This is a genomic window from Agromyces sp. NPDC058104 (assembly GCF_042884835.1).
Lineage (GTDB): Bacteria > Actinomycetota > Actinomycetes > Actinomycetales > Microbacteriaceae > Agromyces.
The window spans coordinates 216,626-230,255 of sequence record NZ_JBHVTD010000001.1 but is presented as its reverse complement, the minus strand read 5'-3'; the positions used below and the strand labels follow the sequence as shown (position 1 = coordinate 230,255).

10 protein-coding genes and 1 riboswitch are annotated in these 13,630 nt (G+C 73.6%); of the genes, 8 read left to right on the top strand and 2 right to left on the bottom strand.

The annotated features are described in order from the left end of the window. Positions 1-172: 172 nt before the first annotated feature. Complete coding sequence (locus ACFVTH_RS01005; RefSeq protein WP_387085746.1) at positions 173-694, top strand: DUF6220 domain-containing protein; 522 nt, start codon at positions 173-175, stop codon at positions 692-694. Between the two features lie 36 nt (positions 695-730). Next, positions 731-2,755, top strand: coding sequence for a multicopper oxidase family protein (locus ACFVTH_RS01000; protein WP_387085743.1), 2,025 nt, complete (start codon positions 731-733; stop codon positions 2,753-2,755). Between the two features lie 42 nt (positions 2,756-2,797). On the opposite strand, the gene ACFVTH_RS00995 is transcribed toward ACFVTH_RS01000, so the two are convergent. Continuing rightward, a complete protein-coding gene (locus ACFVTH_RS00995) occupies positions 2,798-6,199 on the bottom strand; it encodes a hypothetical protein (protein WP_387085740.1) in 3,402 nt (1,133 codons plus the stop codon). A gap of 155 nt (positions 6,200-6,354) precedes the next feature. Beyond that, positions 6,355-6,459, top strand: a riboswitch (glycine riboswitch). A 177-nt stretch (positions 6,460-6,636) separates the two neighbouring features. On the opposite strand from ACFVTH_RS00995, the gene gcvT reads away from it, so the two are divergent. From gcvT to gcvP, 3 genes are all read left to right on the top strand, one after another. Continuing rightward, a complete protein-coding gene (gene gcvT, locus ACFVTH_RS00990) occupies positions 6,637-7,812 on the top strand; it encodes a glycine cleavage system aminomethyltransferase GcvT (protein ID WP_387085737.1) in 1,176 nt (391 codons plus the stop codon). 64 nt (positions 7,813-7,876) lie between these two features. After that, entirely contained in the window at positions 7,877-8,248 is a 372-nt protein-coding gene (gcvH, locus tag ACFVTH_RS00985) for a glycine cleavage system protein GcvH (RefSeq protein WP_387085734.1), read from the top strand. 12 nt (positions 8,249-8,260) lie between these two features. Then, entirely contained in the window at positions 8,261-11,149 is a 2,889-nt protein-coding gene (gene gcvP / locus ACFVTH_RS00980) for an aminomethyl-transferring glycine dehydrogenase (RefSeq protein ID WP_387085731.1), read from the top strand. 33 nt (positions 11,150-11,182) lie between these two features. On the opposite strand, the gene ACFVTH_RS00975 is transcribed toward gcvP, so the two are convergent. After that, positions 11,183-11,698, bottom strand: coding sequence for a DUF2231 domain-containing protein (locus ACFVTH_RS00975; RefSeq protein WP_387085728.1), 516 nt, complete (start codon positions 11,696-11,698; stop codon positions 11,183-11,185). A gap of 101 nt (positions 11,699-11,799) precedes the next feature. Here ACFVTH_RS00975 and ACFVTH_RS00970 point away from each other — a divergent pair, with 101 nt between their 5' ends. The 3 genes from ACFVTH_RS00970 (at position 11,800) to ACFVTH_RS00960 (ending at position 13,625) form a co-directional block, all read left to right on the top strand. Beyond that, on the top strand, positions 11,800-12,330 hold the full coding sequence (locus ACFVTH_RS00970; protein WP_387085725.1) for a sigma-70 family RNA polymerase sigma factor: 531 nt from the start codon (positions 11,800-11,802) through the stop codon (positions 12,328-12,330). Continuing rightward, positions 12,327-13,025, top strand: a complete 699-nt coding sequence (locus tag ACFVTH_RS00965; RefSeq protein ID WP_387085722.1) for an anti-sigma factor family protein — start codon at positions 12,327-12,329, stop codon at positions 13,023-13,025. Before ACFVTH_RS00970 ends, ACFVTH_RS00965 begins: the two co-directional genes overlap by 4 nt. An 81-nt stretch (positions 13,026-13,106) precedes the next feature. Further along, positions 13,107-13,625, top strand: a complete 519-nt coding sequence (locus ACFVTH_RS00960; protein WP_387085719.1) for a hypothetical protein — start codon at positions 13,107-13,109, stop codon at positions 13,623-13,625. Positions 13,626-13,630: the final 5 nt, after the last annotated feature.

Here is a 13,630-nt window from a genome sequence, read left to right as displayed (position 1 = left end):
GTCAGACTGACTCGAACTGTGATCGACGCCAGCTTACAGTCATCGTGACCAGAAGGCGAACTCGGGGGATGCGCTGACCGGGGATCCGTGCCGCCACTGATGCCGGGGCGACCGGACGGCGGGCAGCATGAGGCATCCCGTACCCCGATCGCCCTGGAAGCGAGGCGCCGCAATGCGCAAGCTCTACCTCACCGTCACGATCCTCTTCGCCGCCGGCGTCATGCTGCAGCTCTACCTCGCCGCGGTCGGCGTCTTCTCCGACCCCGAAGACGAGCTCTTCGCGATCCACGGCACCACGGGCCGCATCGTGCTGCCGATCCTCGCGCTGCTGCTGATCGTCACCGCAGCCCTCGCGAAGGCCGGCAAGCGCACCGTCTGGCTGTCGGCGCTGCCGCTCGTCCTGCTCATCGTGCAGACGCTGCTGTTCATCCTCACCGGCGCCGTCTTCGGCCTCGGCCCCGACGACCACACCGCACCGCCGCTCGGCGCGACGCTCATGGTCTCGCTGCACGGACTCAACGGCGCGATCATCCTCATCACGGCGATCGTGCTCGTCGGGCGGGCCCGAAAGCTCGTGCGCGAGGGCCGGCCGGGTGAGACGGCGGTCGACCGCGCGGCGGATGCCCCGGAGCCCGTCCCGCACGCGACGACGGAGCCGTCCGTCGATGCCGCGGCCGACCCCGCGAGCCGCTGAGCCGGCGGCGACCAGGCTTACGGCGAGGAGGGCGCGATGACCACCGCAGCCCTCCTCGCCGCGTATGCGGTCGCGATCCTCGCGGCCGCCGGCGCACAGCTCGCCGCCGGATTCGTGGCGGCCGGCGCGGCGCGCCCGCCGACCGTCGGCGAGCGCCGGCTCGTCGTCGGGCTGGTCGCCGGCGCCGCGGTCGCCGTGCTCGCCGCTGCCGCCGTCGCGGTGCTCCTCGCGGGCCGCGGGTGGTGGTTCGCCGGTGAGAAGCTGCTCGTCGCACTGCCCTTCACCGCGGTCGGCGTCGGCAGCGCGATCGCCGGACTCGTGCGGTGGCGCCGAGCGTCGGCTGCGTCGGGCCCGCGGGTGCTCCTGCTCGGAGGGGGTCTCGCCGTCGCGGCCGGTGCGGTCGCGTGCTGGATCATCGGCTTCCCGCCGTCGCCCGTCGCCACGGTGCTGCTCGCCGTGCTCGTGCTGCTCGGCACCGGCCTGGCCTGGGCGGTGCTCGCCCGCAGGGGCGCTCGTGCGATCGTCGGCTTCGCCGGCATCGCGGCGGTCGTGCTCGCCGGCTCGCTCGGCTGGGTGTGGCTCGCCGACACGGCCCCGCCCTCGATCGAGGCGTCGGCCGCCCACGCCCATGCCGGTGGTGAGGCGGGCTCGGTCCCGGAGGCCACGGCCGGCGCGGGCGCCGAGGCACCCGCCGTCGTCTCGGTCGACGAACTGCGCACGCCCGACGGGCTCGATGCCCCCGTGCACCGCGTCGAGCTCGAGGCCGCGCAGCGCGAGGTCGCCCTGTCGAGCGGCACCGAGCTCTCGGTCTGGTCGTTCGGCGATCGACTGCCCGGGCCCGAGATCAGGGTGACCGAGGGCGAGCTCGTCGAGGCGACGCTGCGCAACCGCGACATCGACGACGGCGTCACGCTGCACTGGCACGGGGTCGACGTGCCGAACGGCGAGGACGGCGTGGCCGGCGTCACGCAGGACGCGGTCATGCCGCGCGGCGAGTTCGTCTCGCGCTTCGTCGCCGAGACCGCGGGCACCTACTGGTACCACACCCACCAGGTCTCCTCCGAGGGCGTACGGCGCGGCCTCTACGGCATGCTCGTCGTCGAGCCTCCCGGTGGCGTCGCCGAGCCGCTCGACCTCGCCGTGCCGGTGCACACGATCGGGGGCGCCGTCCTCCTCGGAGGCGACGACGGCGAACAGGCGCAGGAGGTCGAGCCCGGCACCGCCGTGCGGCTCCGCGTCGCGAACACCGACCGCACGCCGCTGCGGGTCGCGGTGGGCGGGGCGCCGTTCCGCGTCGTCGCCGTCGACGGACGCGACCTCGCGGGCGGCCGCGAGGTGACGGGGGAGGCCGTGCGGCTCGGCGCGGGGGCCCGCGCCGACCTCGTCTTCGAGATGCCCGACGCCGAGGTGCGCCTCGGCGTCGACGCGTCGGACGACTCGGCGCTCGTGTTCCGTCCGGCGGCGGGCGCCGCTCCGGCCGAGGCGCAGGTCCCGGCGGCCGACGCATCGGCCGGCGCCGATGCCGAGGCCTCCGCGCTCGCCCCCGCCGACCTGCCCGAGCTCGACCTGCTCGACTACGGCGAGCCGTCGGCGACGCCGCCGGGCGAGGCGCCGGCCGAGTTCGGCGAGGTCACCGCCACCGCCGAACTCGTGCTCGACCGCATGCCGAGGTTCGTCGGCGGCGCACCGAACTACGCCTACACCGTGAACGGCCGCGTGTTCCCGCACATCGAGCCGATCGAGGTCGACCAGGGCGACGTGGTACGACTCACGATCGCGAATCGCGGGTTCGAGGTGCATCCCATGCACGTGCACGGGCACCACGTGCTCGTCCTCTCGCGCGACGGCGAGCCGGCACGCGGGGCGCCGCTCTGGCTCGACACCGTCGACGTGCGGCCGGGCGAGGTGTGGGAGGTGCTGCTCGTCGCCGACAACCCCGGGATCTGGATGGACCACTGCCACGACCTCGAGCACGCCGCCGGGGGCATGATGATGAGCCTCGCCTACCGCGGCGTCGAGACCCCGTTCGAGCACGACGCGCACGGCAACCGGCCCGAGTAGGCGTCGCGCCGGCCTCGGGCGGAACTCGTGCGCGGCCGCGCCTCAGTCCCCGGCGCAGCGCCCGTTCGGCATGACCGCGAGGAGGCGGGCGAGTCCGGCGTAGCCGCCCGACGCGACCGTCGGCTCGTCGTCGCGGCACACCACGTCGGTCGCGATCGCCGCGTCGAAGCGCGCGCGGCTGAGATCGGAGAGCGCCCAGCCGAGCGGCGGCACGACGCCGGGGGTGGAGTCGGGCGCGACGACGACGGTGCCGCCGGGCAGCACGTCGTCGCCGTGCAGCCAGCCGAGCGCCGCTTCGCACGACTCGCCCTCGGGCCCGTCGGGGCAGGCGCCCGCCGCCGAGAGGGTGATGCGCTGGATCCACGAGTCCTCGGCGGTCAGGTTGGTCTTGGCCGCCCCGCCGGTGATGGGCACGAGCGGCTCCGACTCCGCCCGGGCGACGTCCTCGGCGAGGTCGTAGCCCTGCGTGTTGCGGAGGTAGACGAGGGTCGGCAGCAGCCAGGGCTCGCCCTCGGCGCGATGGGCGTTGTGATCGGCGATCTCGTGCGAGATGAGGGGTGAGAGGTCGGCGAGGGCGGCGAGGGAGGTCGGCTCGACGTAGCCGCCGTCGACGAACTGGGCGCCCTTCGCGACCTCGCACCTGCCGTCGCCCGGCAGCCCGCCGGTCGGCGTGATGACGGCGAACCGCGCCGACAGCATGACCGCCGTCGACCAGTCGAGCGACATCAGGCACTCGGAGATCGACTCGGGGTCGCTCTCGTCGTTCACCTGCAGGTCGCGGAACCCGAGCATGGAGGGGTTGCCGCCGATCGCCTCGCAGTCGGAGGCCTGGTCGACGATCGAGGGCTCGATGTTGCGCACCCCGGCCTCCTCCGCCGCCCCCGAGACGAACGGCGCCTGGTCGACGAGCAGCCGGCATCGCGAGACGACGTCGGTCGAGCTCAGGATGAGCGACCCCGTGAGGGGCGAGATCTCGGGCGAGAACTGCTCGGCGAGGGTGGGCGAGCCGCGCTCCCAGAGCGCCTCGACGAACGCCGCGCGGTCGCGCCAGCGCCACTCCACGGGGTCGTCGGACTCGGGCCCGAGGTCGAGGAACGAGGGGATGCGCACCCCGGTGCCCGCGGCGAAGGCGTCGCCGACGGTGAGCCCGAGCACCGCGGTCGAGACGACGTCGGGCCCGGAGGTCTTGCGGGCGGCCTCGAGGATCGCCGTGCGCTCCTCCGCGCGGAACCCCTGGTCCATCGCCGCCGCCGCCGCCGAGGCGGGGTCGACCTGGTCGAGGGAGCCGACCCGGTCGGCGTCGATCGTCGAGGCGATCGCGAGCCCGAGCGAGCCGCCGCTGATGCCGTTCGCGACGAGCCCGGACGTCGCGGCGCAGCCGTCGAGCTCGGCGAGCGCGGCCGCCGTCCAGTAGGCGGCGCGGATGCCTCCGCCTTCGGCGGCGATGAGGAAGACGGGGCGGACGGTGACCGGTTCGTCGCTCCCGGGGGCGCGGGGCCCGAGCTCCTCGGTGATGTCGATCGCGCAGTCGTCCTGCTGCAACGCGTCGAGCCGTTCGTCGATCGTCGTCGGGAGGCCGCTCGTGACCTCGGCCGCCCCGTCGTTCGACACCTGCACGGCGTGCAGCGTCGCGTCGGCCGCGATCGAGGAGACCAGGATGTTGACGACGAACGGCACGAGGAAGCCGAGGGTGAGCACGGGCGGCGCCTTGAGCCCCAGCCAGCGGAACGGGGCGATGAGCTCGCGCGGCTGCACGATGATCGTGAAGGCGCCGAAGACCGTGACCCAGGCCGAGATCGCGAGGAGGGCCGCGGCCACGGAGCCGATGCCCCAGCCGAGCCAGCTCGGCACGACGAGCGCGAGCGCGAGCACGGCCGCCCCGATGACGAACGCCGTCCACTCGACGGGGCCGGCGTCGGCGACCTCGGCCACCTCGGCGTCGGGCCGGTCGTCCGCGGCGGCGTCCACCGGGCCGTCGGCGGCGTCGGCCCTGCTCGACGCGGCCTTCGCGGCCTTCGCGGCGATCGCCGCCCTGGCGTCCTTCTCGGTCGTCTCCGCCGCCGAGACGGGGTCGAGGGCCGCGCGGCCCCAGTTCCACTTCCGCACCCGCGGCAGCAGCCGGGGCACCGCGACGGCGATCGCCGAGCCGAGCAGCACGACGGGCACCGACCAGGCGAACGTCGAAGGCACGCCGGGGTCGACGCCGAGCACGAAGGGGATGAAGAACGAGCGCACGACGCCGATCGCGCCGACCGCGATGACCAGCACGGCGAGCGCGTCGCCGACGATCCAGCTCGCGGCCGCGCGCTCGGGGTCGTAGTCGAGGCGCTCCTCGCGGGGGGCGTCCTTCGGCGGCATGAAGACGGCGGCCAGCACCGGCACGGCGCCCGTGATGAGGAGGACGCTGAGGAAGGTCGGCAGGTGGACGCCGACGGGCCCGCCCGTCGCGAGCGCGACGACGAGCGCGACGAGGCCGGCGGCGAGCACGACGCCGGGCGCGATGCACCACGGCGCGGCCGCGTCCCAGCGACTCGTGGCACGTCGCCGATGCAGCCGGAGGACCCGGACCTCGACCATGAGCCGGGTGCGACGCCGGCCGAGGACGAAGTTGACGAGCGCCGTGGCCGACAGCGCGACGCCCGCCCACAGTGCGTGGGTCCAGCCGAGGCGGTCGGCCCACTGCCGCTGCACGTCGGGCAGCTGGTCGAGGAGGTCGGACGCGGGGATGCACGACAGCACGGCGATCACCGCGATCGCGAGCGTCGCGAGCCGATGCACCCAGAGCGCCTCGACGATCCGTGCGAACCGCGGGCGCAGCTCCGCCCGGTAGTCGGGAAGCCGGAGGATCGCGACCACGAGCACGACGAGCGAGACCACCTTGAAGAGCGTCGGGATGATCATCGCCACCCCGGCTCCGGCCGCGACGGCGGCCGAGCCGGCCATGACGCCGCCGCCCGCGACGATCTGCGCCACGTTCTCGGCGACCTCGCTCACGAGGTAGAGGGCGAGCGCGAACTCGGGCACTCGGCGCGGCCGGTCCTCGGCCACGACGCGGATGGCGCGCCGGGCGAGCTTGAAGATCGCCAGCACCAGCGCGAAGTCGATCACCGCCGAGGCGACGATCCAGAACCCGAGCTGGTCGTGCAGCGGCGCCTCCGCCCAGCGCGACCAGCTGTCGCGCTGCGTCACCGACAGCGGGGTGAGAAGGACGTTGAGCGAATGGCTGCGGCCGTCGGAGCCGGGCACGCTCGTGATGAGCCGGTCGAGCTCGCCGAGCACCACGGCGACGAGCGAGGCGAGCACGAGCCACGAGAGCAGCGACCCGGCGCCGCGCCAGCGTTCGTCGAGTCGTGCCGCGGCGAATGCGGGATGGGCGAACCCCTGGCTCGGCGAGACCGCGCGAGCGGGCGTCGACGCGCGCGTCGGTGCTGTCTGCTGCGACACTTCGGCCTCCAACGAAGCGAACCCTGACGCTGCGAGCCTAGACCCGCCGCCGCCGGGGCGTGTAGCCCCAGCACGCGGGGTAGCGGGGGTCACGGCGACGCGGCCGGCGGCGCTCGCCGCTGCTAGGATCGCGGTACAACCTCATACCGGGCCATCGACGCGTCGCGGGAGAGCCGGCAGCACTGTTCAGGCGAGCAGCGCCGGCACCGAAGGAGCAAGCCTCCCTGCCAATCTCTCAGGTCTCACACCGCGACGACGAGGCCACTCTGAAAAGTGCTCCGCACGAGACCCGGTCTCGACGGGGCCGCCCACGGTGAAAGCGCGTCAACGCGTGAAACTCTCAGGCTCATGACAGAGGGGGAGTTCTCATGCGGCATCCGCCGCACGAATCGCGACCGCGCGCACTGCACCCGCAGCTCGCCAGTCAAGGAGAACTCGTGACGAACGACCCCGGTACCACCGCCCCCGCCGACGAGCGCCGCAGCCCGCTCGACGCCGTGCACCGCGCCGCGGGCGCGAGCTTCACCGACTTCGCCGGCTGGCAGATGCCGGTGCGCTACTCGAGCGACCTCGCCGAGCACCATGCCGTGCGCACCACCTCGGGCATCTTCGACCTGTCGCACATGGGCGAGATCGTGCTGATCGGCCCGCAGGCGGCCGCGGCGCTCGACTTCGCGCTCGCCGGCAAGCTCTCGGCGATCGAGATCGGCCAGGCGAAGTACTCGCTGCTGCTCGCCGAGGACGGCGGCATCATCGACGACCTCGTCGTCTACCGCACGGGCGAGGACCGCTACATGGTCGTCGCCAACGCGTCGAACGCGACGGTCGTGGCCGACGAGCTGCGCACGCGCGCCGCCGGCTTCGACACCGTGGTGTCCGACGAGAGCGACGACGTGGCACTCATCGCGTTGCAGGGCCCCGACGCCCGCGCCGTGCTGCTCGAGACCCCCGGCTTCGGCGTCGACGGACCGGGCAACGACGAAGAGGACTTCGACGCGCAGATCGCCGCGCTGAAGTACTACCGCGCGTTCCCGGCCACCTTCGAGGGCCAGCCGGTGCTCGTCGCCCGCACGGGCTACACCGGCGAGGACGGCTTCGAGCTCTACGTCGCGCCCGAGCGCGCGGCCCGGCTCTGGGAGGCGCTCGTCGAGACCGGCGGGCCGCGCGTCGTGCCGTGCGGGCTCGCCAGCCGTGACACGCTCCGCCTCGAGGCGGGCATGCCCCTCTACGGGCACGAGCTCAGCCGCGACATCCTGCCCGTGCAGGCCGGCCTCGGCCGCGTCGTCGCCCTCGCCAAGGAGGGCGACTTCATCGGCCGCGCCGCCGTCGAGCAGGGCCCCGCTGAGGATGCCCCGGTGCTCGTCGGGCTCGCCGCCGAGGGCCGCCGGGCGCCCCGCGCCGAGTACGAGGTCTTCGACGGCGACGGGCCCGACGCCGCCCGCGTCGGCGTCGTGACGAGCGGCGCGCTCTCGCCGACGCTCGGCCACCCGGTCGCGATGGCCTTCGTGAGCCCCGCGCTCGCCGAAGTCGGCACCGAGCTGTTCGTCGACGTCCGCGGCACCCGCATCCCCGCCGCCGTCGTGGCGCTGCCGTTCTACAAGCGCGCCTCCTGATCCCGGCGCCCGGCCGACGGCCGAGGCGCGAACCACGAGTCATCCACACCACAAGGAGCACCCCATGACCGACCTCAACGCACTGCACTACACCGAAGAGCACGAGTGGATCGCGATCGACGGCGACGTCGCCACGATCGGCATCACCGACTACGCGGCCGAGAAGCTCGGCGACGTCGTCTACGTCGACCTGCCGGCCGCGGGCACGACCGTCACCGAGGGCACCGTCGTCGGCGAGATCGAGTCGACGAAGTCGGTCGGCGAGCTCTTCGCCCCGGTCAACGGCGAAGTCGTCGAGGCGAACCAGGCCGTGGTCGACGCCCCCGAGCTCGTGAACAGCGACCCCTTCGGCGAGGGCTGGCTGCTGAAGGTCTCGACCTCGAGCCTGCCGAAGCTCCTCACGCGCGACGAGTACACCGCGCTCACCGGAGAGTAAGGACCCGACCCGATGACCACGCCCTCCTCCGCCTTCGATCTCGACGCCTTCGGGCGCCGTCACATCGGCACCACCCCGAGCGACCACGCGCTCATGCTCGCCGAGCTCGGCTACGACTCGCTCGAGGCGCTCATGTCGGCGGCGGTGCCGTCGTCGATCCGCATGGGGGAGGTGCTGAACTCCGCGATCCCCGCCGCCGCGACCGAGCGCGAGGCGCTCGCCGAGCTCGCCGCCCTGGCCTCGCAGAACACGGTGCGCACGCCCATGATCGGCCTCGGCTATTACGGCACGGTCACCCCCGCGGTGATCCAGCGCAACGTGCTCGAGAACCCGAGCTGGTACACGGCGTACACGCCCTACCAGCCCGAGATCAGCCAGGGCCGCCTCGAGGCGCTCATCAACTTCCAGACGATGGTCGAGAACCTCACGGGCCTCGACATCGCGAACGCGTCGATGCTCGACGAGGGCACCGCGGTCGTCGAGGGCATGCTGCTCGCCCGTCGCGGCTCGAAGTCGAAGGCGAACCGCTTCATCGTCGACGCCGACGCGCTGCCGCAGACCAAGGCGCTGCTCGTCTCGCGCGCCGAGGCGGTCGGCATCGAGCTCGTCGAGGCCCCGCTCTCCGAGGGCACGGATGTCTCCGCCTTCGGCGAGCACTTCGGCATCCTCGTGCAGTACCCCGGCGCCTCGGGGCGGGTCTGGAACCCGGCGGGCGTCATCGCGGCGTCGAAGGCGCAGGGCGCCCTCGCCGTGGTCGCCGCCGACCTGCTGGCGCTCGCCCTCGTGACGAGCCCGGGCGAGCACGGCGCCGACGTCGCCGTGGGCACCTCGCAGCGCTTCGGCGTGCCGATGGGCTTCGGCGGCCCCCACGCCGGGTACATGGCCGTGCGCAAGGGTCTCGAGCGCCAGATGCCCGGCCGACTCGTGGGCGTCTCGCAGGACGCCGCCGGCCACCCCGCCTACCGCCTCAGCCTGCAGGCCCGCGAGCAGCACATCCGCCGCGAGAAGGCGACCTCGAACATCTGCACCGCCCAGGTGCTGCTCGCCGTGATGGCCTCGATGTACGCCGTGTACCACGGGCCCCGTGGCATCCGCGCCATCGCCACCCAGACCGCAGGCAAGGCGAAGCTGCTCGCCGGATGGCTCGACGACCTCGGCCAGCGCGTCGCGCACGACGCCTACTTCGACACGCTCGCGGTGCACGTGCCGGGCCTCGCGAAGAACGTCGTCGCCCGCGGCCGCGAGCTGGGCGTGCTCCTGTGGGAGGCCGACGAGGCGACCGTCTACGTCTCGGTCGACGAGACGACGACGCTCGACGAGCTGCACAAGGTCGCCCAGGCCTTCGGCGGGCCCGAGGAGCGCGAGCTCGACGGTCCGTTCACCGAGACCGCGATCCCGGCCGGCCTCCGTCGCACGAGCGCCTACCTCGAGCACCCCGTGTTCAACACGCACCACTCCGAGACGCAGATGATGCGCTACCTCAAGCAGCTCGCCGACCGCGACTACGCGCTCGACCGCGGCATGATCCCGCTCGGCTCGTGCACGATGAAGCTCAACGCGGCCACCGAGATGCAGGCCGTCACCTGGCCGTCGTTCGCGAACCTGCACCCCTTCGCGCCCGAGGCCGACGTCGTCGGCTCGCTCGGCCTCGTCGAGCAGCTCGAGTCGTGGCTCGCGGAGGTCACCGGCTACGACACCGTCTCGCTGCAGCCGAACGCGGGCAGCCAGGGCGAGCTCGCCGGGCTCCTCGCGATCCGCGGCTACCACCTCGCCAACGGCGAGGGCGAGCGCGACGTCTGCCTCATCCCGTCGAGCGCGCACGGCACGAACGCGGCCTCGGCCGTGCTCGCGGGCATGCGCGTCGTGGTCGTCGCGACCGACGAGCTCGGCAACGTCGACCTCGACGACCTGCGCGCGAAGATCGCCGAGCACGCGGCATCCATCTCGGCCCTCATGATCACCTACCCGTCGACGCACGGCGTCTACGAGCACGAGGTGAAGGCGATCACGCAGGCGGTGCACGACGCCGGCGGCCAGGTCTACGTCGACGGGGCGAACCTCAACGCACTGCTCGGCTACTCGCGCTTCGGCGACTTCGGCGGCGACGTCTCGCACCTGAACCTGCACAAGACGTTCTGCATCCCGCACGGCGGCGGCGGCCCCGGCGTCGGCCCAGTCGCGGCGAAGGCGCACCTCGCGCCGTACCTGCCCGGCCACCCGCTGGCGCAGCGCGCCGACCACGCCGGCGGCTTCGTGCACGGCGGCGGGCCGGTCTCGGCGGCGCCGTACGGCAGCCCGTCGATCCTGCCGATCTCGTGGGCGTACGTGCGCATGATGGGCTCGGAGGGCCTCAAGCAGGCGACCGCCTCGGCGGTGCTCGCGGCGAACTTCGTCGCCTCGCGCCTGCGCGAGCACTTCCCGGTGCTCTACACGGGCGACAACGGGCTGGTCGCGCACGAGTGCATCCTCGACCTGCGCCCGCTCACCGCCGAGACGGGCGTGAGCGTCGACGACGTCGCCAAGCGCCTCATCGACTACGGCTTCCACGCGCCCACGATGTCGTTCCCCGTCGCGGGCACGCTCATGGTCGAGCCGACCGAGTCGGAGGACCTGGCCGAGCTCGAGCGCTTCGTCGAGGCGATGGTCGCGATCAAGGCCGAGGCCGACGCCGTCGGCCGAGGCGAGTGGCCGGCCGACGACAACCCGCTGCGGAACGCGCCCCACACGGCCGAGTCGGTCATCGCGGGGGAGTGGGAGCACCCGTACACCCGCGAGCAGGCCGTCTACCCGGTGCGCTCGCTCGTGCGCAACAAGTACTGGGCCCCGGTGCGCCGCATCGACCAGGCGTACGGCGACCGCAACCTCGTGTGCGCCTGCCCGCCGGTCGAGGCCTTCGCGTAGGCCGCGGAGGCCTGCCCGCTCGCTCGCGACCCGTCAGCTCGGGAGCCCGCCCCACACGGCGCGGGCTCCCGAGTCGCCGATGAGCACGAGCAGCACCATCGTGCCCGCCCCGACGACGACGGCGGCCACGGCCAGGCCGATCCGCACGGTACGGGCCGCGCCGGGCGAGTCCCGGCGCACCCGCTCGTCGCCGTAGCGGAACCATGCCCATTGGCCCGCCGCGACGACGAAGAGCGCCACGGCCCACGGCAGCAGCATCTCGCCGAAGCCCTGATGCCGGGCGACGGCGGGCAGCGGGCCGAGCGCCGCGGCGAGCGATCGGCCGGCGGCGACCGTGACGGGCACGAGCACGAGCACGAGCGCCGCGCCCAGCGCGGTCACGATGCCGAGTCGGCGCCTCGCCTGCGGCCAGAACGTGCCGAGCAGCAGGGCGAGTACCGTGAGCGGGGTGAGCACGACCACCGCGTGCACGATGAGCGGGTGCAGGGGCAGGCCGGCGACCTGGATGAGGTCGTCGGAGGCGAGCACCGCCGGTGTGATGGGTTCCATGCCGGGAACACGTCGCGCACGGCCGCCCGGTTCACCCCGCCGTCGAGGTGAACCTTTCGCCGCTCCCTCCCGTTCTCCGTGCAGAGCACAGGAGGTGGTGGATGCCCCGCGACGATGAGCCGCTCGATGACGACCATCGGCTGGTCGCGCTGTACGAGGCGCACGGCCCGTCGGTCTGGCGGTACGTCGTGCACCTCACGGGCGACGCCGCGGGCGCCGACGACATCGTGCAGGAGACGCTGCTCCGCGCCTGGCGGAGCCCGCGCATCATGGCGCAGGAGCCGGCGACGACGAGGTCGTGGATGATCACCGTCGCCCGGAACCTCGTCATCGACGAGGCCCGCAGCGCCCGCCGGCGCCACGAGATCGGCGTCGCCGAAGCGCCCGAGCCGGCGGCGGGGCCGATGCGCGACGCGACCGACGCCCTGTTCGAGAGCCTGCTGATCGAGGAGGCCCTCGTGACGTTGAGCCTCGAGCACCGGGCCGTGATCGTGCACGCGTACTACGGCGGATGCAGCGTGGCGGAGGTCGCCCGACGGCTCGGCATCCCCGAGGGTACGGTGAAGTCCCGGCTGCACTACGGCCTCAGGGCGCTGCGGCTCGCACTGCAGGAGAAGGGGGTGACGCGATGAACCCGGATCACGCGCGCTTCGCGGACTGGGACTCCGCCTACGTGCTCGGCGCGCTCTCGCCGGCCGAGCGTCGCGAGTACGAGCAGCATCTCGAGGGCTGCGAGCGGTGCCGTCGCGCGGTGGCGGAGCTCGCCCCGATGCCGGGCCTGCTCGCCCGGCTCGAGCCCGAGCGGGCCGCGGCGCTCCTCGACGAGTCGTCCGACATCGCCTCCGGCCCCCGGGGCGACCTCGTCGACGCGGTGCGACTGGAGGACCGCAGGCGGCGCGGCCGCCGGAACCGGATCTGGTGGGTCGCCTCGGCGGCCGCCGCCCTGCTCCTCGTCGCGGCGATCGCGCTGCCGCTCGCGCTCGCACGCCCGTCGCTCGTCGCCGAGTCGGTGGCGTTCGACTCCGTCGCCGAGGTGCCGCTCACCGCGACCGCCACGCTCACGCAGGTCGCGTGGGGCACGCGGATCGAGCTCGACTGCCGCTACGGGGACGCCGACGGGGTCGAGGCGCCCGACGGCGGCTGGCCGTACGCCCTCGTCGTCGTCGGGCTCGACGGCGAGCGGACGGACGTGTCGAGCTGGCGCGCGAGCCCCGGCACCGCCGCCCGGCTCTCGGCGGGCGCCGCACTCGACCTCGACGAGATCGCGTCGCTCGAGATCCGCGCGATGGGCTCGGGCGAGGTGCTGATGCGCAGCGCGGTCGACTGAACGGGTGAACCATCGGGAGCCCGCTCTCGTGCTCACTGCAGGGCCGCGATCGCGGCCGGTGCCAGGAGAGAGGGATCTCGCATGAACACGCGCATCGCATCAGGAATGGCCGCGCTCGGCCTCGTCGTCGCGCTCGCGGGCTGCACCGGGGGGTCGGGCGGCTCGGACACGACCACCGACGACTCGGGCTACGGGGGAGAGACCTCGACGACGACGGAGGCGCCCGACAGCGGTGCCGCGTCGGCGGGCGCGGCGCTCGCGACCGCGGACTCCTCGCTCGGCGAGATCGTCGTCGACGGGGAGGGGATGACGGTCTACATGTTCGACACCGACACGCAGGGCGGCGACGCGAGCAGCTGCGAGGGGCAGTGCGCGACGAACTGGCCCGCGGTGACGACCGACTCCGACGACCCCGAGGTCGAGGGCGTGACCGGCGAGGTCGGCACGATCACGGGCGTCGACGGCTCGACGCAGCTGACGCTCGACGGGTGGCCGCTCTACACCTTCGCTGGCGACAGTGCCGCGGGCGACACCAACGGTCAGGGCGTGAACGGCGTGTGGTGGGTGCTGAGCCCCGCCGGGGAGAAGATCGGCGGCTGACCGAT